General features: G+C 34.6%; 22 protein-coding genes and 1 riboswitch. Of the genes, 21 read left to right on the forward strand and 1 reads right to left on the reverse strand.

Annotated elements, in window-relative coordinates:
• Positions 1-149: 149 nt before the first annotated feature.
• From moaA to ACKF5P_RS00845, 13 genes are all read left to right on the forward strand, one after another.
• Positions 150-1,121: a GTP 3',8-cyclase MoaA gene (gene moaA / locus ACKF5P_RS00785; protein WP_408956608.1), complete on the forward strand. Its 972-nt coding sequence runs from the start codon at positions 150-152 to the stop codon at positions 1,119-1,121.
• Between the two features lie 2 nt (positions 1,122-1,123).
• Positions 1,124-2,044: a cyclic pyranopterin monophosphate synthase MoaC gene (moaC, locus tag ACKF5P_RS00790; RefSeq protein ID WP_408955612.1), complete on the forward strand. Its 921-nt coding sequence runs from the start codon at positions 1,124-1,126 to the stop codon at positions 2,042-2,044.
• Entirely contained in the window at positions 2,037-2,525 is a 489-nt protein-coding gene (locus ACKF5P_RS00795; protein WP_408955613.1) for a molybdenum cofactor biosynthesis protein B, read from the forward strand. The genes moaC and ACKF5P_RS00795 overlap by 8 nt, the downstream gene beginning before the upstream one ends.
• Before the next feature lie 173 nt (positions 2,526-2,698).
• Positions 2,699-3,181, forward strand: coding sequence for a molybdopterin-guanine dinucleotide biosynthesis protein B (mobB, locus tag ACKF5P_RS00800; protein ID WP_408955614.1), 483 nt, complete (start codon positions 2,699-2,701; stop codon positions 3,179-3,181).
• A gap of 234 nt (positions 3,182-3,415) precedes the next feature.
• On the forward strand, positions 3,416-3,673 hold the full coding sequence (locus ACKF5P_RS00805) for a TIGR03905 family TSCPD domain-containing protein (RefSeq protein WP_408955615.1): 258 nt from the start codon (positions 3,416-3,418) through the stop codon (positions 3,671-3,673).
• 52 nt (positions 3,674-3,725) lie between these two features.
• Positions 3,726-3,819, forward strand: a riboswitch (SAM riboswitch).
• Positions 3,820-3,903: 84 nt separating this feature from the next.
• Entirely contained in the window at positions 3,904-4,947 is a 1,044-nt protein-coding gene (locus ACKF5P_RS00810; protein WP_408955616.1) for a methionine ABC transporter ATP-binding protein, read from the forward strand.
• On the forward strand, positions 4,919-5,590 hold the full coding sequence (locus ACKF5P_RS00815; RefSeq protein WP_408955617.1) for a methionine ABC transporter permease: 672 nt from the start codon (positions 4,919-4,921) through the stop codon (positions 5,588-5,590). The genes ACKF5P_RS00810 and ACKF5P_RS00815 overlap by 29 nt, the downstream gene beginning before the upstream one ends.
• A 172-nt stretch (positions 5,591-5,762) precedes the next feature.
• On the forward strand, positions 5,763-6,575 hold the full coding sequence (locus ACKF5P_RS00820; protein ID WP_408955618.1) for a MetQ/NlpA family ABC transporter substrate-binding protein: 813 nt from the start codon (positions 5,763-5,765) through the stop codon (positions 6,573-6,575).
• A 249-nt stretch (positions 6,576-6,824) separates the two neighbouring features.
• On the forward strand, positions 6,825-7,793 hold the full coding sequence (locus ACKF5P_RS00825; protein ID WP_408955619.1) for a hypothetical protein: 969 nt from the start codon (positions 6,825-6,827) through the stop codon (positions 7,791-7,793).
• A 320-nt stretch (positions 7,794-8,113) separates the two neighbouring features.
• On the forward strand, positions 8,114-8,872 hold the full coding sequence (locus ACKF5P_RS00830; RefSeq protein WP_408955620.1) for an MBL fold metallo-hydrolase: 759 nt from the start codon (positions 8,114-8,116) through the stop codon (positions 8,870-8,872).
• Between the two features lie 242 nt (positions 8,873-9,114).
• Complete coding sequence (locus tag ACKF5P_RS00835; RefSeq protein WP_408955621.1) at positions 9,115-9,777, forward strand: PrsW family glutamic-type intramembrane protease; 663 nt, start codon at positions 9,115-9,117, stop codon at positions 9,775-9,777.
• A gap of 133 nt (positions 9,778-9,910) precedes the next feature.
• A complete protein-coding gene (locus tag ACKF5P_RS00840) occupies positions 9,911-11,287 on the forward strand; it encodes an NAD(P)/FAD-dependent oxidoreductase (protein ID WP_408955622.1) in 1,377 nt (458 codons plus the stop codon).
• A 103-nt stretch (positions 11,288-11,390) separates the two neighbouring features.
• Positions 11,391-11,651 (forward strand): AbrB/MazE/SpoVT family DNA-binding domain-containing protein, encoded by a 261-nt coding sequence (locus ACKF5P_RS00845; RefSeq protein WP_408955623.1) that lies wholly within the window; start codon positions 11,391-11,393, stop codon positions 11,649-11,651.
• 71 nt (positions 11,652-11,722) lie between these two features.
• Here the strand turns inward: ACKF5P_RS00845 and ACKF5P_RS00850 are convergent, their stop codons facing one another.
• Positions 11,723-12,250, reverse strand: coding sequence for a TlpA family protein disulfide reductase (locus ACKF5P_RS00850; protein ID WP_408955624.1), 528 nt, complete (start codon positions 12,248-12,250; stop codon positions 11,723-11,725).
• A gap of 117 nt (positions 12,251-12,367) precedes the next feature.
• Between ACKF5P_RS00850 and pcrA the strand changes: the two genes are divergently transcribed.
• The 8 genes from pcrA (at position 12,368) to gatA (ending at position 21,448) form a co-directional block, all read left to right on the forward strand.
• Positions 12,368-14,461, forward strand: coding sequence for a DNA helicase PcrA (gene pcrA / locus ACKF5P_RS00855; protein ID WP_408955625.1), 2,094 nt, complete (start codon positions 12,368-12,370; stop codon positions 14,459-14,461).
• A gap of 54 nt (positions 14,462-14,515) precedes the next feature.
• Positions 14,516-15,439, forward strand: a complete 924-nt coding sequence (locus ACKF5P_RS00860; RefSeq protein WP_408955626.1) for a manganese-dependent inorganic pyrophosphatase — start codon at positions 14,516-14,518, stop codon at positions 15,437-15,439.
• Positions 15,440-15,585: 146 nt separating this feature from the next.
• A complete protein-coding gene (locus ACKF5P_RS00865) occupies positions 15,586-15,960 on the forward strand; it encodes a hypothetical protein (RefSeq protein WP_408955627.1) in 375 nt (124 codons plus the stop codon).
• Positions 15,961-16,010: 50 nt separating this feature from the next.
• Positions 16,011-16,427, forward strand: a complete 417-nt coding sequence (locus tag ACKF5P_RS00870) for a ferritin-like domain-containing protein (protein ID WP_408955628.1) — start codon at positions 16,011-16,013, stop codon at positions 16,425-16,427.
• Between the two features lie 151 nt (positions 16,428-16,578).
• Entirely contained in the window at positions 16,579-18,555 is a 1,977-nt protein-coding gene (gene ligA / locus ACKF5P_RS00875; protein WP_408955629.1) for an NAD-dependent DNA ligase LigA, read from the forward strand.
• A 35-nt stretch (positions 18,556-18,590) separates the two neighbouring features.
• The gene (locus ACKF5P_RS00880) at positions 18,591-19,028 is read left to right on the forward strand and encodes a peptidylprolyl isomerase (RefSeq protein ID WP_408955630.1); all 438 of its coding nucleotides are present in this window, start codon (positions 18,591-18,593) and stop codon (positions 19,026-19,028) included.
• A gap of 523 nt (positions 19,029-19,551) precedes the next feature.
• Entirely contained in the window at positions 19,552-19,839 is a 288-nt protein-coding gene (gatC, locus tag ACKF5P_RS00885) for an Asp-tRNA(Asn)/Glu-tRNA(Gln) amidotransferase subunit GatC (RefSeq protein ID WP_408955631.1), read from the forward strand.
• Between the two features lie 148 nt (positions 19,840-19,987).
• Positions 19,988-21,448, forward strand: a complete 1,461-nt coding sequence (gene gatA / locus ACKF5P_RS00890; RefSeq protein WP_408955632.1) for an Asp-tRNA(Asn)/Glu-tRNA(Gln) amidotransferase subunit GatA — start codon at positions 19,988-19,990, stop codon at positions 21,446-21,448.
• Positions 21,449-21,468: the final 20 nt, after the last annotated feature.

Below are 21,468 nucleotides of genomic sequence, written 5' to 3' on the forward strand. Positions count from 1 at the left end.
ATAGAGAAAAATAGCTAATAAATCATTAGCAACTAATATCAGTAAAAACCTTATAGTTTAAATGGTTTGAAGTTTTTTGATTTGATAGACTATAAGTATATATAATTAATCACTATATATTTAGGAGGTGACAGAAAATAACCAAATTAATCGATCCACTAGGTCGGAAAATAGATTATTTGCGAATTGCAATAACTGACAGATGTAATTTGCGCTGCCAATATTGTATGCCTGAAGAAGGAGTTAAAAGTTTAAGCCAGCAGCGGATTTTGCGTTATGAAGAGTTGATTAAGGTTGTTCAAGTAGGAGCCAGATTGGGAATTAAAAAGGTTAGATTGACAGGTGGAGACCCTTTAGTTAGAAAAGGAGTAGTTAATTTTGTTCAAATGTTAAACAAAATAGAAGGGATTGAAGAGATTTCTTTAACGACTAACGGGTTATTATTAGAAGAGAAGGGCCAAGGTTTATTAGAAGCTGGCTTAGATCGAGTTAATATTAGCTTAGATACTTTAGAGCAAGGTAAGTTTAGGGAAATTACTAAAATTGGAGGGTTTAAACAGGTCTGGGCCGGGATAGAGAAGGCTTTAGAGTTAGAGTTGGCCCCAATTAAGATTAATATGGTTTTGATGAAAGGGATTAATGACGACGAGGTCTTTGATTTTATTAATTTGACTAGAGAATATCCTCTTCATGTTAGATTTATTGAGTTTATGCCCATAGGAGGTAAGAGGTCAGAACAAGAGGAGAAGTATTTGAGTATCGCAGAATTAAAAAGAAAGATTAAGGAACGAGAGAAGCTATTGCCAAGTAAATTTGTTATTGGCAATGGGCCAGCTAACTATTATCGAGTAGCAGGAGCTTCAGGAACAATTGGTTTTATTAGTCCTATTAGTAATCATTTTTGTACTAGCTGTAATCGAATTAGATTAACTGCAACTGGTTATTTGCGTCCTTGTTTATGTAGTGATGACGAAATTAATTTAAAAGAGCTAATTAGGAATAATAGTAATCAAGAGAGATTAATGGAGAGATTTTTAGAAGCAGTAACTTATAAACCTAAGCAACATCATTTAGGAGAAGAGACTTCATTAGTCAAGCATATGTCGCAGATAGGAGGATGAGGATGGGTAAATTAAGTCATTTTGATGAGGCTGGACGATCTCGAATGGTTGATATCACAGCAAAGGATGAAACGAAAAGGGTAGCAATTGCTCAAGCTAAGGTTCGGGTCAGCCCTAAAACTATGGAATTGATTAAGGGTCAAGAGATAGAAAAAGGGGATGTTTTGGAAGTAGCACGGGTAGCTGGAATTATGGGGGTCAAGCGGACAGCTGATCTGATTCCGATGTGCCATCCTTTATTGATCAGTGGGGTCGATTTAAAATTTAATCTTATTGAAGAAGAAGCAATAATTGAGATTCTTGCGGTTACTAAGATTGCAGGAAAGACCGGAGTAGAAATGGAAGCATTGACTGCTGTCTCTGTTGCAGGTTTGACAATTTATGATATGTGTAAGGCAGTTGACAAGGGGATTGAGATTGGGGATATTAAATTATTAAAGAAGACTGGTGGTAAGAATGGAGTTTATGTAGACCAAGATTTAATAGGAGAAGTGGTTGCTTTTTGTAGTAGCTTAGAGAAGGGAACTGCTAAAGAGCAGATAGCTGAAGCAAACTTTAAGGAGAATTATGGTTTAGAAAGGGATGCTCATGCTGGAGATTGGCATCGCCAAATTAGCTTATTAGCTATTGAAGATATCGATTATATGCGAGAGCAAGGGTTAGATTTAAAGTTGGGGGCTTTTGGAGAAAATATAGTGACTAAAGGATTAAAATTGACGGAGTTACCACTTGGTAGGAAGTTAAAATTAGGTGAGGAAGTAATTTTAGAAGTGACTCAGATCGGTAAGGAGTGTCATAATCGCTGTAATATATATCATCAAGTAGGGGATTGTATTATGCCAAAACGAGGTATCTTTGCTAAGGTAATTCAGGGTGGAACGGTTAAAGCAGGAGCTAAATTGGAGGTGTTGCTCAATGATTAAGGTAGGAATTTTAACCTTGAGTGATAAAGGTGCTACTGGAAAGCGGGAAGATAAAAGCGGGCCAACGATCGAAAGGATTGTAGCAGAGATTGATGGAGTAGTTGAGTATTATGAGGTGATTTCTGATGATAAGGAATTGATTATTGAAGAGTTAAAAAAGCAAGTTGATGATCTAGAGCTTAATCTAATCTTGACGACCGGAGGAACAGGTTTAGCACCGCGAGATTTCACCCCTGATGCTACTTTAGAGGTGATCGATAAAAAGGTGCCAGGTTTAGCAGAAGCAATGCGAGCTGAAAGTATCAAAAAGACCCCTCATGCAATGTTATCAAGAGCAGTCTGTGGAATTAGAAATAAATCATTGATCATTAACTTACCAGGGAGTCCAATAGCAGTTGAAGAATGTTTAAGGGTTATATTACCGGCCATTCCTCATGCAGTTCGATTGTTAGAGGATCAAGTAGAAGACTGCGCGAGATAGAAAAAATCTAAGAGCGGATTTTTTCATCACGAGGGTTCGCAGAACCCGGAGGGGGAAAAGCATTGAATAATGAATAATAAAAAGCATTAAACAATAAAGAATATTAAATGTTAAATATTAAATGTTAAATATTAAATGTTAAATATTAAATGAATTTAACCGGGGGGGTATTAATGATACCAGTTGTTTCAATCATTGGTTGGTCTAATTCAGGTAAGACAACTTTTATTACGCAATTAATACCTGAGTTAAAGAAGCGAGGTTATAAGATAGCTACAATCAAGCATGATGCTCATAAATTTGAAATAGATAAACCTGGTAAGGATAGCTGGCGCCATCGAAAGGCAGGGGCTGAACAGGTTGTTTTAACTTCAAAAGAGAAGTTGGCTTTGATCAAAGAGGTAACTGAGCAGGTTGAGCTTGATTATATTATGGAACATTATATTGGTGTAGAGTTTGATTTGGTGATAACAGAAGGCTATAAGACAGGTAATAAACCTAAGGTTGAGATCTTTAGGCCAGCGGTTTATGAAGAGCCTGTCTTATCAGAAGAGGAATTATTAACAAGGGTTGTTAATGACTATAAAGAGCCAAAAATGTTGGCAGAGAAGGTGACAGAGGTAGCTGATTTGATCGAAAAGGAGATCCTTGATTAATGTAAGGTAAACAGCAAAACATTTACTAAAAATTATTAAAGAGGGTCTTCTTAGTGAAGTAATTCTAAAATTAATTGGTTGATTTTTTTAACTGAGATGCTATAATAGAGCTTAGTGCTTAGTTAAGAGGTAATGAATATTAAATAATTCAAGCTCATAAAAATATAATATAATCTTTGTTTAAATGTTAGTTATTAAGTATTTAATATTGAATGCAATCTAGGGGGAATAATTATGAAAGTTTTTAAGACAAGTGGTACTTGTGCAGATGAGATTAGATTTGAAATTGAAGATGGAGTAATTGAAAAGGTTGATTTTATTGGTGGTTGTAATGGGAGTTTAGCTGGCATAGCAGCTTTAGTTGAAGGCCAAGCGATAGAGAAGGTAGCTGAAAAATTAAAAGATATCTCCTGTCGCAATGGAACTTCTTGTCCAGATCAGTTAAGCAAGGCTTTGAAAGAATTAGTAGAAAAGAAAAATAAAACTGTTTGACAAATTGGAGATGAATTGGTATGATACATATAACTTAATAAAGTTTTGGATTCTCTTATCCAGAGTGGCGGAGGGACTGGCCCAATGAAGCCCAGCAACCAGCACTTTTATCTAAGTGCCCGGTGCTAATTCCTGGTAGATAAGAGGGGGAGCTATTTTACTTCTTCTCTTTGAGAAGAAGTTTTTTATTTATCTAAATAAGTTAGAAACTGAAAAAGGAGAGAGTTAAAATGATCAAAATCAATAATCTGCAAAAAATTTATTGCAGTGTTGAGCAGGAAGTGATTGCTCTAGAAAGGATAAATTTAGAGGTTGAAGCTGGAGAGATTTTTGGGATTATTGGCCCGAGTGGAGCAGGGAAGAGTACATTAATTCGTTGTTTGAATTTGTTAGAAGAGCCAACCAGTGGGGATGTTATAGTGGCTGGTCAAGATTTAACTGAGTTGACAACCAAAGAATTACGAGAAGCTAGAAAAGAGATTGGAATGATCTTTCAGAATTTTAATCTATTAAAATCAAGAACTGTTGCTCAAAATGTAGCTTTTCCTTTAGAACTTGCAGGGGAAAAAAAGAGCAAGGTGAAAGATAAGGTACAAAAATTACTTAAATTAGTAGGGTTAGCCGATAAAGCAGATAGTTATCCAAGTCAATTAAGCGGGGGCCAACAGCAGAGAGTAGGAATTGCAAGAGCTTTGGCTAATGATCCTAAAGTTTTATTATGTGATGAAGCAACTTCATCTTTAGATCCAGAAACGACTCATTCAATTTTGGAACTATTGAAAGATATCAACCAGAAGTTAGAGATTACTATTGTTTTGATTACACATGAGATGGAAGTGATCAAAGAGATTTGTACTCAAGTAGCAGTTTTAGAGGCAGGTCAAATTGTTGAACAAGGTGCTGTAATTGATCTATTCTTAAATCCACAACAGGAAGTAACTAAAAGATTTGTCCAAGGTGTGATCAATGCTGATTTACCGAAAGGATTTTTAGCTGCAAAAGATAATGATATTGGTGATTTAGTGAAGATATCTTTCATTGGTCAATCTGTTAAGCAGTCACTTATTTCTGATTTGATTCATCAATATCAGATTAAGGTTAATATTTTATATGGTAATATCGATAAGATTCAAGGAGTTAGCTTTGGAACCTTAGTCATAGGAATTGAGGGTAATAACCGACAGGTTAATGAAGCAATTAAAGAATTGATCGATTTGGATGAAGTTAAAGTAGAGGTGATTCAGAATGCAGAACCTGTTAGAAGTATTGGTTAGTGATGGTGAGTTATTATGGGGTGGGTTACAAGAGACAATTTATATGGTTGGAATTTCAATGGTTATTTCGACTATCTTTGGAATGATTTTAGGAGTAGGGGTAGTAGTTACAGAGAAGGATAACTTATTAGAGAATAAATATATTAACTTTGTCTTAAGTACAATTATAAATGTAGTTAGATCAATTCCTTTTATTATTTTGATGGTGGCTATTATTCCGCTTACCCGTTTAATAGTAGGAACTTCAATTGGCACTGAAGCAGCAATTGTTCCATTGACGATAGCAGCTATACCTTTTACTGGGAGGATTGTTGAGAGTGCTATTAAGGAAGTCGATCAAGGGGTAATAGAAGCTGCTTTGGTTATGGGAGCTACCCCCTGGGAGATTATAATTAAGGTCTTAATTCCTGAGGCGTTGCCTTCGTTAATCTTAGGCTTGACCATAACCACAATTACATTAATCAGCTTTTCTGCAATAGTCGGGGCAGTTGGTGGAGGTGGTTTAGGAGATATTGCGATTAGATATGGCTATCAGCGTTTCCAAACAGATGTAATGCTTAAAACTGTATTATTATTGATTATTATGGTGCAAGGGGTACAAGGATTTGGGAATTGGCTAGCAGAAAAAGTAGATCACAAATAAAATCAATGAATAATTAATAGTGAACAATTAAAAGCAATAAATAATGAATATTGAATAGTTAACAACCACTTGATAATAAATATTGAGTAACTAAAGATGATTTTGAATTGTAATTATTCAATATTAGATATTAAATATTAAATATTAAATAAAAATGAGGAGGAGAGAAGTAATGAAGAGAGGGTTATTAATTTTAGTAAGTTTAGTTGTAGTAGCAGGGTTGGTAATAGGCTGTGGAGAGGTTGAAGAAGCAACAACAGAAGTAGAAAGAATAACAATAGGAGCTACTCCTGTTCCACATGCTGAGATTTTAGAAGATGTAGTTGAGCCATTATTAGCAGAAGAGGGGATTGAGTTGGAGATAAGGGAGTTTACTGATTATGTAACCCCTAACCTTGCTTTAGATGATGGGAGTATTGATGCTAATTTCTTTCAACATACTCCTTATTTAGAGAATTTTAGTGCTGAAAGAGAGTTGGATTTAGTGGATATTGCTAGTGTTCATATTGAGCCGATTGGCCTTTACTCGGAGCAGATTGATAGTTTAGATCAGATTGAAGAAGGGGCATTGATTGCAATTCCTAATGATACAACTAATGAAGGAAGAGCACTTTTGTTATTAGAGGAAGCAGGGCTGATTGAACTGAGCTCTGAGGCTGGCTTAGAAGCTACGCTAGTTGATATTATTGACAATCCTAAAGAGTTAGAATTTACAGAATTAGAAGCAGCTCAATTACCTAGATCTCTACCTGATGTTACAGCAGCAGTGATCAATACTAATTATGCATTAGAGATTGATTTGGTTCCGACAAATGATTCATTAATAATTGAAGGTAGTCAATCACCTTATGCTAATGTTTTAGTAGTTAGGGGAGTAGATCAGGAAGATCAATTGCTAAATAAACTAGCAGCTGCTTTGAACTCACAGCAGGTTAAAGATTATATTGAAGAAGAATATGGAGGTTCTATTGTACCTGTATTTTAAAGTGAATAGCCTCTAAAATAAGGTGCCTTAAGGCATCTTATTTTAATTTTCTGCTTTAAGTTAAATTCCAATTATTATTGGACATTAGGCCTGATTTGACGTTATAATATTAATACAGTATCCGGCATTTTTTATAATGTAGTTTGAGTTTAAGTCAGTATTAAGAGTTCAAGAATTTATTTTTTACTTAGATTTAGACTTAAACTTAATCATATATTAGATTATAAATGAAAAGGGTTGGTGGAGATTATGGAAAAAAAAGAGGAGATAGAGCCAAGGGATAAGGCTGTTTTACCAGATGATAATTTAGTTGTTTATGGAAGATTCAGTTATGGTGGTTATAGTAAGACTTATGGTTTATTTTTCATAGTCGTAGATTCTGAGGAACGAAAAATTATCAAATTGGATTTAGATTTGAGTAGTGATGCTGAATTGAAGAATATTGATTTGGAGCTTGACAATCAAGAATTTATAGAAAAGATTAAGCTGGTTACTAAAGAAGGAAGATATGATAAACACGAGTTTATCAGTGATTTAAAAAGAAGTTTTAGTGAAGAGGAAATAGATGAGTTAATAAAGTGGGGACAACTTGATCTTAAAGCTGAGATAGAGGGTTTAATTAAAGAAAAGTTGGAAGATTTAATTCAAGAGCAGATTGATTTGGAAGCAAGGTTTAAGCTTGAAGGTGAAGAAGAGCTACAAAAAAATTACCCTGAATTATTTCCTGAACAAGAAAAAAGTGAAGAAGATAAAGATGATATTGAACTAGAAGAAGCTGAAGGTGATGATAAATTAGGGCTAGAAATAAGCTTAAACTGTTCACCAATTATTTCTCCAACAAGGGGTAAAAAGGCTAACAATTTAAAGGTTGGGGATAAACTCATAGTTAAAGTAACTGATGAAAGAGAGGTAGGGCAGTATTTAAGTGATTTGTTACAAGAAAAAAAAGGGCAAGTAGTGGGGGTTATTATAGAGATTGATTTTAATGAAGAGTCTCAGCGTTACTTGATTCGAATTAAGTTTGGCCCTAATATTTATGGAAAGCTGGTTGTGGAACCAGAAGTTAAACTGACTTACTTAGCTAAGAATGAAAAATTAAGCAAGCAAGAAACAGATTCTATGGCTGAGATAACGGTTGATAAAAATTTATTATTTTTAGTTGCTGGAGTGGTAATAATAATGGTTATCCTAATAGTTATGTTAATGATCAGTCTATAAGTATGAAGTTTTATTACAATAGTGTGGCACTCTTGTGCCACATAGCGAACGGTTTTTGTTACGGAGAGTTTTTGGAATTTTAGAACTCGTAGGGTCAGCGGTCAGTCCTCAGCTATCAGTTAAGAGCATTTAAAACCAATAAAAATTAAAACATCTAGAAACCATTATATTTCCTGGGTTTAGATGGTTTTACTTGTTGGGGTTTTTTATAGGTTTTGATTGGGCTGATGACTCATAGCTGATAGCTGACGGCTGTGTCACGAAGTGACACATTATATCAATTTAGTTTCACTTTTGGAGTTAGAGAGGGAGGGGTTGAGTTGAAACTTACTTTTTTAGGAACAGGTACTTCTCGGGGGGTTCCTGTTCTTGATTGTGATTGTTCTACTTGTATTTCATCAGAGATCAAAAATAAGCGTTATCGCTCTTCTGTTTACTTAGAATTAGAGGGGCTAGCTATATTAATTGATACTCCACCAGAATTAAGGTTACAATTGTTAGAGAATAATATTAAAAAGATTGATGCTATTCTTTTTACTCATGCTCATGCAGATCATATAATGGGGTTTGATGATATTAGATCTATAAATTATTTGCAACGAAGTAGTATTCCCTGTTATGGAAATAGGAGGACATTAGAAGAAGTAAGGAAGGTTTTTAGTTATATTTTTACTCCTAATCAGCAAAAAGGTGGATTACCACAGGCAACATTACATCAAAAATCTTCTTCTTTTAAAATTGGTGATATAGAGGTAATTCCTTTAGTGATCAAGCATGGTAAAGTTGATATTTTGGGATATAGAGTTAATGATTTAGCTTATATAACCGATTGTAGTTTTATTTCAGAAGAGACCTTTGAATTATTAGAGGGGATCGAATATTTAATTTTGGGGACGTTGCGTTATCAGTCTCATCCAACACATTTTAATTTAGAGCAGTCGCTAGAAGTGATTGAAAGGTTGAATCCTTCCCAAGCTTATCTGACTCATTTATCTCATAAGTTTGAACACAATAACTTAACCACTAAATTAGCTGATCATATCTCACTTGCCTATGATGGTTTGACAATAGAAATTTAGAATTAAATTTTAGAACTGTATACTGAAAAAAGCTTTAGCCTATCTAGGCTAAAGCTTTTTTCATATTTGGAGAAGGTTATTAATAGTTTTATAAAGGGTTTAAAAATAAGTATAGCTGATTTAAATTGAGACATATTAATATGTGAGCACCTACTCTAACATAAAAAAAGTACTGGTAAGGATTATTAGTTATTGGTTTTTAGTCTGATAAACTTAAAAACTTGGTTAAGAAAGGGGTAGCGATGAATTTAATATATTTAATAATTATCTCTATTATACCAGGACTGCTATGGGTATATTTCTTTTATCGTAAGGATAAGTATGAACCTGAGCCAGTTTATTTAGTATTAAGATTATTTTTATACGGAGCATTATTAGTCATTCCAGTAGGATTGATTGAAGCACCTTTTGCAAATTTAATTGCACAGCCTCCTGATTTACTTACTTTGCTGGGAGTTTCAATTTTTGTGATCGGTTTGGTAGAGGAAGTCGGGAAGTTTGCAGTTGTGTGGTATGCAGTTTATCATTCAGATGAGTTTAATGAAGTAATGGATGGAATTATCTATTCCATTTCAGTAGCTTTAGGGTTTGCAGCAGTAGAGAACTTATTGTATGCTGTGGTTTTTGGATTTCGAGTAGGAATTGTGCGAGCAGTTGTGACCAGTTTAGTTCATGCTTCTTTTTCAGGGATTATGGGCTTTTACTTGGGTAGGGCCAAGTGTGAAGAAAGACCTAATTTAATCATTATTGGGTTAGTACAGGTTGTATTATTGCATGGGATTTATGATTTTTTAATCTTAGGTGGGTTAGTATCTAATTATATTATTTTTGGAATTATTTTGTTGTTATACTTCTACTTAATGAGCTTAATTACTAAGGCTCTAGAAGTATCTCCTTTCAAATAACACAAATATTATTCTGATTATTCAAAGAAACGTTAGCATATAATTGACTATTAATCTTTTGTATGGTACTATTATTACTGGTTTTGGTTTGAAGCCGAACTTTAAAATTATTATTTAGTAAGGGGATGATTTAATGGCTAATAATTATGATGTGGTAATAGTAGGAGGAGGGCCAGCAGGAATATTTACTGCTTTAGAATTAGTAAAAGAGAGTAATCTTAATATAGTAATCTTAGAGAAGGGTAGAGATATTACTAATAGAGAATGCCCTATGAAATCTAGAGGAACCGATTGTTTAAAATGTAAGAATTGTTCAATTGTCTGTGGTTGGGGAGGAGCAGGTTCTTTTAGTGATGGGAAGTTAACCTTATCGAGTGAAATTGGTGGTAATTTAGATAAGTATATTGGGCAAGATAGATTAGATGAGTTAATCAGCTATGCAGATGATATTTATTGTAAATTTGGAGCACCAGATAAAGTATATGGCCCGTCTGATGAAGCAGCTCAAGAAATTCATAATCAGGCAACAATGGCAGAGTTGAAGTTTATCCCATCTCAGATTAGACATTTAGGAACAGGATATAGTAAAGAAGTACTAACAAAGATGAAAGATTATTTAGTAGAAAATGGAGTAGAAATTAGAACTGGAGTTAAGGCTGAAGAGATTTTGACTGTTGATAATAAAGCGATAGGAGTAAAAACGGATCAAAACGAGGAGATAAAGAGCGAAATAGTAGTTGTTGCTCCAGGTCGAGAAAATTCTGAGTGGTTGCTTAAAGAGGCTCAAAACTTAGAGATTCAGACTGCGATTAATCCTGTTGATATTGGAGTCAGAGTAGAATTGCCAGCAGCAATTATGCAAGAGCTAACTGATGTTCTTTATGAATCTAAATTTATTCATTATACACCTACTTTTGATGATAAAGTACGGACTTTTTGTATGTGCCCTAATGGTGAAGTAGTTAATGAAAATAATAACGGCTTAATTACTGTCAATGGTCATAGCCATGCTACGAATAAGACTAACAATACTAACTTTGCTTTATTGGTTAGTAAGACGTTTACTGAACCTTTTAAAGAACCGATTACTTATGGACAGAATATAGCTAAATTAGCTAATTTATTAGGAGGTAGAGCTTTAGTTCAGCGACTTGGGGATTTTTTAGATGGTAGAAGATCAACTGAAGAAAGAATAGAGAGAGGGCTGGTAGAGCCTACCTTAAAGGATGCTACACCTGGTGATTTGAGTCTAGTCTTGCCGTATCGACACTTAGTAGCAATTGATGAAATGTTACAGGCCTTAGATAAGATCTGTCCTGGAGTATATTCACGACATACATTGTTATATGGGGTTGAGGTTAAATTTTATTCTTCTCGAATAGAGGTTAAAAATAATCTAGAAACCAAAGTAGATGACTTATATGTAGCTGGTGATGGGGCAGGAATTACACGTGGTTTATTGCAGGCTTCAGTTTCAGGAGTTGTAATTGCCCAAGATATCATAAAATAGGTCAAAAATAGAAAGCTTATAAAAATTAGGTTGCAAGTTTTTGGGATTACTGATATAATTAAGTGAGACAAAGTCGAAATATGTCAAATCAAGGAGGAAAATGATGAAATCAACAGGAATAGTAAGAAAAGTAGATAATTTGGGTAGAATGGTAATCCCAATTGAATTGAGAAGAACGCTTGGAATTGAAAAGAAAGATCCACTAGAGATTTATGTCGATAGTGAGAAGATAATACTTAAAAAGTATCAACCAGCTTGTATCTTTTGTCAAAATGCAGAAGACACAGTTGAGTTTAAAGGAAAAGTTATCTGTTCTGAATGTTTAGAGGAGATGGCAGGAGATGAAGCAGGAAGAACTGCTTAAATCAATATGAAAGTTATAGAATAAATCAGAGTTGAAATTTCAACTCTGATTTATTCTATTTAGGATAGCTATTAATTTAAAAGATCTTTTTTTAACCTTTGTTCAAGCTCTTGTTTATTCTTAAAGCCAACTAATTTTTCTTTTTCTTGTCGGGGATGATAAAGAAGCAAAGTAGGAATAGTATTGATCTGTAATTTTTTAGTTAATTTTGCTTGTTGATCAATTACAATTGGAAAGTCAATAGATTTTTCTTTTGCTATCTTTCTTAATTCTGTTTTAGATAAAGCTCCAATGCCAACAGCTAAGATTTGAAGTTGATTTTGATAGGTATCGTTGATTGTAGTTAAGACCTCTAATTGTTGTTGGCAGCTTTGGGATTGAGGGAGCCAAAAGAGTAAGATTGTTGGTTGGTTGATTTTTTTTAATTTAATTTTTTCTTCTTCTAAATCATTTAAAGTCAGCTCTGGTAAGAAATATTCTTGTTCAGATGTAATAGCTGGGTTATTATTTTTAAAGCTAATAATTAGACTTACAACTCCTCCAATTATAAAACTGATAATTAACAATATAATGCTCAATAAGAGGATGAGTTTTTTCATTAATATGTCCTCCTTTTTGTAAAAGATATGAATTTTAAAATTAGAATATAACTTGATTAGACAAGAGGTAAATTTTAGGATATAATTATTAGGTGAGGGTTGAGGGGGGAACATAAGGTGGAAATCTTAGAAAGTTTAAATGCAGAACAGAAAAGAGCAGTTATACACAATGAAGGGCCAATTTTGATCTTAGCTGGAGCAGGGAGTGGTAAGACAAGGGTCTTGACCCATCGAATTGCTTATCTGATCTATCATTATAATATTACACCAGCTAACATTTTAGCAGTTACATTTACTAATAAAGCAGCTGAAGAGATGAAAGAAAGAATAGAGAATTTAGTTGCTACGGATAGTGATCAAATTTGGATTAGGACTTTTCATTCAACTTGTGTTAGGATTTTAAGAAAAGATATTAATAAATTGGGTTATGATTCTAATTTTGTAATCTTTGATACTTCTGATCAGAAATCTTTACTTAAGAATATTTTGCAGGAGCTAGATTTGGATCCTAAAAAATTTAAACCACGAGCCATATTAGGAAGAATAAGTCAAGCTAAAAATAAATTGATTGACCCACAAGATTATCAAGCAACTGATTATTTTTCTCAAATAGTACAGGAAGTTTATCCTTATTATCAAAAAAGGTTGAAAGAGAATAATGCTCTAGATTTTGATGATTTGATAATGAAGACTGTACAGTTATTTAGGCAGTATCCAGCAGTATTAAGTTATTATCAGAATAAATTTAGATATATTTTAGTGGATGAGTATCAAGATGTTAACCATGCTCAATATAAACTGACTAATTTATTGGCAGCTAAGTATAATAACATCTGTGTAGTAGGTGATGATGATCAGAGCATATATGGGTTTAGAGGGGCAGATATTACTAATATTTTGAACTTTGAAACTGATTATCCAGAGGCAGAAGTTATTAAGTTAGAGCAGAATTATCGTTCAACTAAAAATATCTTAACAGCAGCCTTCAGTGTAGTAAGCAATAATCCTAAGCGCAAGGCGAAGAGGTTATGGACTGAAAATCCTGAAGGGGAAGAACTTACCTTACACCAGGCTAGGACTGGTCAAGGAGAAGCTGATTATATTGCAACAGAGATCTTAAAATTACAACAAGCAGGATACTCTTGGCAGGAGATTGCCATTTTGTATAGAACCAATGCTCAATCTCGCCGTTTAGAACAGTCTCTAATCAGAAAAGAGGTTCCTTATCGAATGATTGGTGGGTTGAAGTTTTATGATCGTAAAGAAATTAAGGATCTATTAGCTTATCTACGGTTAATATATAATCCTGCTGATGATATCAGTCTACAACGAGTGATCAATACTCCTAAACGTGGCATTGGAAAGACGACCTTAAATCGTTTACAAAAATTTGCCAGTCAAACAGGAGTTTCTCTGTTAGCAGCTGTTAACAGAGTTGAAGAGATAGATAGTATCAGTAGCCGATTTAGTAATAAGGTTAGAAAGTTTGGAGAATTGATTAGTTATCTTCAACACCGCCAACAAGAGGTTTCAGTAGCAGATTTAACCCAAGAGATATTGGATGAAACCGGTTATTTGGCTCAATTGAAACTGGCTGATACAGAACAAGCTAAGAATAGAATTGATAACTTAAATGAACTATTAGCTAGTATGGAAGAGTTTGGAGGAGAAGTTGGGGTGTTAGGGGAGTTTTTAGAAGAGGTAGCTTTAGTTGCTGATGTTGATAATTTAGATGCTTCAGATACTGGAGTAGTCCTATTAACCCTTCATAGTGCCAAAGGTTTAGAGTTTCCAATTGTCTTTTTAACAGGGATGGAAGAGGATTTATTCCCTCATAGCCGTTCTATATCAGAAGAAGGTGGAGTTGCTGAAGAGCGGAGGTTATGTTATGTAGGAATTACTAGGGCTGAAGAAAAATTATATTTAACCCACGCTAAACGGCGGAAGGTTTATGGACAGACTGAGTATAATAGTCCATCTCGATTTATTGGAGAGATTTCTGATAGCTTATTTCAGCAAGAAGATAATGTGAGTCAACTAGCCACAGCTCAATTTGGCCCGGGAGATAAAGTTAGACATGATTATTGGGGCCAAGGGGAAGTTCTTGATGTAGTTGTTGAGCATGGCAGAGAGAAGATAGTTGTTTCCTTTGTTGAAACTGGGGTTAAGGAGTTGGCAGCAGAGTATGCTAAGCTTATTAAGGTCAATTAACAATTATTAATTTTAAATTGTACATAGTAAATTATATTATAGGGAGGAATAAAAATGAGTATTTATGTAGTGGGACATCAAAACCCTGATACAGATTCTATCTGTGCTGCTATTGCGTATGCTAATTTAAAGCAGGAGTTAGGAGTAGAAGCAACAGCAATTAGGACTGGTAAGATCAATTCTGAAACTGAATTTGTATTAGAGAAGTTTGAAGTTGATGGGCCAACATTAAAAAAAGAGGTTGGTGCAGATGATCAGCTGATTTTGGTTGATCACAATGAAGTAAGTCAATCGATCAATGGATTAGATGAGGCAGAGTTATTAGAAGTAGTTGATCATCATAGAATTGGTGATGTAGAAACAGGAAAGCCGATCTATTTTAGAAATGAGCCAGTTGGTTGTACTTGTACAATTATTACTAAGCTATATCGAGAAAATGATGTAGAGATAACAGATAATATAGCGGGTTTATTATTATCAGCTATTCTATCTGATACAGTAATTTTTCGTTCGCCAACTTCTACTTCTGAAGATGAAGAGATGGCAACAGTTTTAGCAAAGCAGTTAGGAGTTGATGTTGAGGAGTATGGTAGAGAGTTATTCAAAGCAGGTTCAGTAGTTACTAAACTGTCTCCAATAGAGTTGGTTCAAAATGATTATAAGGAGTATAAGTTTGCTGGTGAGACGATCGGTGTTGGACAAATTGAGGTAATGGATTTAGCTGAAGTAGATGGAATTAAAGCTGACATTTTAGCTGCTAGTGAGAAATTAGTAGTTGAAAATAATTATAAGTTTTTAATTTTAATGGTGACAGATATTTTAGCAGAAGGAAGTTTATTATTATTCACTCCAGCAGCAGAACAGACAATAAACGAAGCTTTTGATGTGGAAGTCGATCGTTCTGAAGTCTATTTAGATGGAGTTTTATCAAGAAAGAAACAGATTATTCCTGTTTTATCAGACTACTTAACAACTTAATTTAGATTAAAAAAGAGCCTAAAAATAGGCTCTTTTTTTGATCTGAAATTATCTTGGAAACTTTTTCTGGTTTTTCCTTGACAAAAAGAAGATAATTCAGTATACTGTTAATAGTAACAATTACTAATAACAACGAGGTGATTAAATTGTTTGAGATTCCTAAGATTAAGGTGTTAAAGGCTTATAATTTAGCGAGTGAGGCTTGTGATAATTGTAATGATAAAAGGTGTGCTAGTTGTTTATTACATAAATCTAAAAAGAATTTATTGAATTATAGCAAATATGAAGACAGACTTGATGAAAAGTTCAAAAAAGAGAGTTTTAGAGATTATGATCAAGATGAATTTACAAAGTTTGAGCGAGATGAATTAGAAAAAATTTATGATGCAGTACATGATTGTTGTCAGGAATGTGGAGTTTATCATACAGAGAAGTGTTTTTTAAATAATACTCGTGAAGCATTACAGATAATGCTATATGGGAAGGTTAAACCGTGGGATGGACTTGATTTTAAAGAATAAATTTTTAAGGTAAGTAAATAATAATTAAGAATTAAAAGGAGGAATTTAAAATGGAATTTGCAGTAGAAAACAAATTGGGTGTAACGAAAGGAACTAAGTTAGAGGATGCAGTAGAGATGAATTTTAATGGGGAGACGCAAGAGGCAGGGTTATACTTAGCGATGGCTCGCCAAGCGCAGAGAGAAGGTTATCCTGAAGTTGCAGAAGTTTTAAAAAGGATTGCTTGGGAAGAGGCTGAGCATGCAGCTAGATTTGCAGAATTAAATGGTATGATTGGTTCTACACAGGAGAATTTAGAGAAGATGCTAAAGGGAGAACAAGGAGCTAATAAAGGTAAAAGGCAAGCTGCGGTTACAGCTAAAGAAGAGGATATTGATCCGGCACATGATTATTTTGATGAGTCAGCTAAAGATGAGGCCCGCCATGCTATGATGTTGAAAGGTCTTTTAGATAGATATTTTGGATAGTCAAAAAAGCTCTGGAGAATTTCTCCAGAGCTTTTTTTATTTAAGAAAAAGAAAGGAGTTTAAGATTTAATCTTTAAATTAATAATGGTGATGTATGCTTGTTTATAAATTGAACATACTAAAAATTAGTGGTAGTTTTGAGGTGGAATAAATGGAAGGTATTAAGCAAAAGATTGAGAATTTAAGATCTGAGATCAGAAGGCATAATCATTATTATTTTGTCTTAGATCAACCGCAAATTTCTGATCAAGAATATGATCAACTGATGCAACAATTAATCAAACTTGAAGAAGAGTATCCAGAATTAGTGACGCCTAATTCTCCTACCCAGAGAGTAGGAGGAGAGGCGATTGATCAGTTTAAAAAGGTTGAGCATCAGATACCATTGTTAAGCTTAGCTAAGTCTTTTTCTGAGCAAGAGTTATATGATTTTGACCAGCGAGTGCAGAAAATAATTGGAGAAAAGGTTAAATATGTGGTAGAATTAAAAATTGATGGTTTATCTACCTCTTTGCTTTATGAAGAAGGAAGGTTGGTTCAAGCTGCGACCCGTGGAAATGGAATAATCGGAGAAGATATAACCCACAATATTAGAACGATTAAAAGTATTCCACTCAACTTGGATAGTCAGTTAGATCTAGAGGTTAGAGGTGAAGTTTTTATACCTAAGGATCGGTTTTTAAAGTTGAATCAGTGGCGAAAAAAAGAAGAACTAGGTACTTTTGCCAACCCCCGTAATGCGGCAGCTGGTTCTGTTCGTCAACTTGATCCTAAGGTGGCTGCTCGAAGACCTTTGGATATATTTATTTATGATAGTACATATATTGAGGGCCAACAGTTTAAGACACATAGTGAGCGGCTTGATTATTTAGAGGAATTAGGCTTTAAGATCAATCCTGCTCGCCAAGTCTGTAGTGAGATTGAAGAGGTAATTGAGTATTGTCAAAAGTGGACTACTAAGCGAGAAGAACTTAACTATGAAATTGATGGTATTGTAATTAAGGTTAATCAGCTGAGTTTAAGGGAGCAATTAGGGGCAACTGCTAAACATCCCCGCTGGGCGATGGCTTATAAGTTTCCTGCTCAACAACAAGAGACTGAAGTTAAAGGTATTGAAGTCACGGTTGGTAGAACAGGGGCTTTGACTCCGACTGCAGTCTTAGAACCTGTATTGTTAGATGGTTCAGAAGTCAGTCGAGCTACATTACATAATCAAGATTATATTGAAGAGAAGGATGTCAGGATTGGCGATCGGGTAATTATAGAAAAGAGTGGCGATATAATCCCACAGGTGGTTGAAGTTCTTGTTAAAGAACGAAATGGTCAACAAGAGAGTTATCATCTACCCCAAAGCTGTCCTATCTGTCAAGGTGAAATCAGTAAAGTAGGTGCTGAACATAGGTGTATCAATAATAATTGTCCTTCAAGAACCGAAGAAAAGATCAAACACTTTGCTAAACGAGGGGCAATGAACATAGAGGGATTAGGAGAGTCTTTAGTTAAGAAACTGTTAGAGAATGGTTTGATAGCTGACCTTGCTGATTTGTATTATCTTCACCAAAAAGAGTTGGTTGAATTAGAGCGGATGGGCCAAAAGTCAAGTCAGAATCTACTTGATGCGATAGAAAAGAGTAAGGATAATAGCTTAGCTCGGCTCTTATTTGGTTTAGGGATTCATCATGTAGGTAGTGAAGTAGCCCGAAATTTAGCAGAAAATTTCAGTGATTTAGATGAGATTATGGAAGCTACTAAAAAGGAGTTAATGGCGATTGATGGCGTTGGCCCTAAGATTGCTCAAAGTATTGTTACTTATTTTTCTCAGCAGGAGAGTTTAGAAATTATCAAGAAGTTAAGGCAGGCTGGAGTTAACTTAGAATCTAGACAAGCAGAGCAGGATGATTTATTAGAAGAGAAGAAGTTTGTACTGACAGGTAAGTTAGCTGACTTCACTCGCTCAGAAGCCAAAGGAGTAATTACTGAATTAGGTGGTAAAGTTACCAGCTCAGTCAGTGGACAGACAGATTATTTAGTTGTAGGAGATAATCCTGGTTCTAAGTATCAGCAAGCACAAGATTTAGGGGTTGAAATTTTGAGTGAAGAAGAGTTCAAAGAAATAATTGAAGATTAAATGTTAAATATTAAATAATTAAAGGGGGCTTTTAATTGAGAACTGCAGAGATTAAAACTGAAAAAGGGACAATGAAGGTTGAACTTTATGATGAGGCGACACCAAATACAGCGAACAACTTTTGTAAATTAGCTGAGGAAGGATTCTATGATGATTTAACTTTTCATAGAGTAATTCCTAATTTTGTGATTCAGGGTGGCTGTCCTGAGGGAACTGGTGCTGGTGGGCCAGGCTACACTATTGATTGTGAGGTAGATGGAGATAAACAGTATCATGAAAGAGGTGTACTATCAATGGCCCATGCTGGCTCGAATACAGGTGGATCACAATTTTTCATCTGTCATGGTCGAGAGAGAACTGCCCATTTAGATGGTAAGCATACTTGCTTTGGTAAGGTAGTAGAAGGGCTTGATGTGATTGATCAGATTAGAGCAGGGGATGTAATTGAAAAGATATTGATTAGTGAAGATTAATCCTGAACTGCTCCTGTTGCGGTTAAAAATCCCATATGATATAATAATTAATTGTTGATTAAACGGTGTTAATTAACCTTAAAGTTAGGTTTATTACAATATTGTGGCACTTTCAAAAAAACAGGGAACCACGAATGAACGCAAATTAACACTAATTTAAAATAATAATTTGTTAAAAATATAGATATTACTGCAAAATGTCCTTAATGATTAAATTTTAGATTGTAGGGTTTTGATTTTATTGGAAGAATTATGCGACTGCGATAAGGGCAGATAATTTTACAGATTGATCTTAATGTTTTAAGTAAGAGAGATTTGATTTTAATAGTTGCACAAATTCAAATTCGTCTTGATTTTTTGGCTACTTTTTTATCAAGAAAAAAGGTAGCACGGAAGAAAGTTTGATTTTTAATTTTTTCGTAAACATGGTTTTGAGTGTGATTTTTATAAAGGAAAAGTGACACAATATATCAAACAGGTTTCACTTTAGAGTAATTATAATCAAAGAAGGGAGTGTTTGATAATGAAGATTGATCAAGAGACTGTAGAAAAGATTGCACATCTAGCTCGTTTGGAAGTCAGTGAGGAAGAAAAAGAAGTCTTTGCTAATCAACTGAGTGATATTTTAGAGCATGCTGAAAAATTGAATGAACTTGATACAGAAGATGTGGAGCCGACAGCTCATGCATTACCAATCAAGAATGTCTTTAGAAAAGATGAGGTCAGAGAGTCATTGGAGCGGGAAGATACTTTAGCCAATGCTCCTGACAAGGACAAAGGAATGTTTAAGGTGCCACAGATTGTGGAATAATCATTAATGCAATTGATAATTAAAAGTTTTAAGTTAAAATCACTTAATGCTAAGAGGTTTATAGTGTTCGTTTTTGGTATTTATATTTTGAATTTAATTATCAATTGTCAATTTTAAATTGTAAACTTATTTACAAGGAGGGGAAGAAATGGAACTTTATCAATTAACTGCTCATCAACTTCATGAAAAATTGGAGCAGGGAGAAATTAAGGTGCAAGATATAGTAGAATCGATTTATGATCGGATTGCTGAAGTTGAAGATGATGTACAAGCTTATGTAACAGTAACTAAAGAAGAGGCTTTAGAGCAAGCTAAACAAGTTGATCAAAAGATAGCTAATGGTGAAGAGGTTGGCCCGTTGGCAGGGATTCCGATTGCTTTTAAGGATAATATGTCAACGAAAGGAATAGAGACTAGTTGTTCATCACAGATCTTAGATGGGTATAAACCGCCGTATGATGCTACTGTTGTTAAGAAGTTAGCGGCTGAAGATGTTGTTATGACAGGTAAGACAAATATGGATGAATTTGCGATGGGTTCTTCAACTGAGAACTCTGGAATTAAGACGACAAAAAATCCATGGAATTTAGAATATGTTCCAGGTGGTTCAAGTGGGGGTTCTGCTGCTGCTGTTGCTGCTGGTGAGGCAACGATTGCTTTAGGTTCTGACACGGGTGGTTCTATCCGTCAACCAGCATCTTTTTGTGGAATTGTTGGTATGAAGCCAACTTATGGCCTGGTATCACGCTTTGGACTAGTAGCCTTTGCTTCATCTTTAGATCAGATTGGCCCTTTTACTAAGGATATTAGGGATTGTGCGTTGGCCCTAAATTACATAGCAGGTTATGATCAATATGATTCTACATCTGCTGATGTTGAAGTTCCAGATTATACTGCAAGTCTAAAGGAAGATGTTGAGGGGCTGAAGATTGGTGTTCCGGTAGAGTATTTTGGTGATGGAATCGATGAAGAGGTTAAAGAAGCAGTCTGGAATGCAATTCATAAATTAGAGGAGCTAGGAGCAGAATACGAAGAGGTTTCTTTACCACATACTGATTATGCTTTATCTGCTTACTATTTGATTGCTCCTGCAGAGGCAAGTTCAAATTTGGCCCGTTATGATGGAGTACGTTATGGATATCGTAGTGAAGAAGCAAACGGGTTGGTTGAGATGTATAAAAAGACAAGGCAAGAAGGTTTTGGAGATGAAGTTAAGCGAAGAATTATGTTAGGAACTTATGCTTTAAGTTCTGGTTATTATGATGCCTACTATAAGAAAGCTCAAAAGGTGAGGACTTTAATAAAAGATGATTTTGAAAAGGCATTTGAGGAGTATGATGTCTTAATTTCACCAACTTCTCCAACAACAGCTTTTAAAGTTGGTGATAAATCAAACGATCCATTACAGATGTATTTATCTGATATTTGTACTATTCCAATTAATTTAGCAGGCATTCCTGCCTTATCTATGCTCTGTGGTTTAGATAATGAAGGTTTACCGATTGGATTACAGATTATTGGAGACCACTTTGCTGAAGAGAAGATATTACAGGTTGCTTATGCTTTTGAACAGGCAACTGAATTCCATAAGAAGAGACCGAATTTATAATTTCAACAGCTAAATAAGCG

It is taken from the genome of Natroniella sp. ANB-PHB2 (assembly GCF_046097105.1).
Classification (GTDB): domain Bacteria; phylum Bacillota; class Halanaerobiia; order Halobacteroidales; family Halobacteroidaceae; genus Natroniella.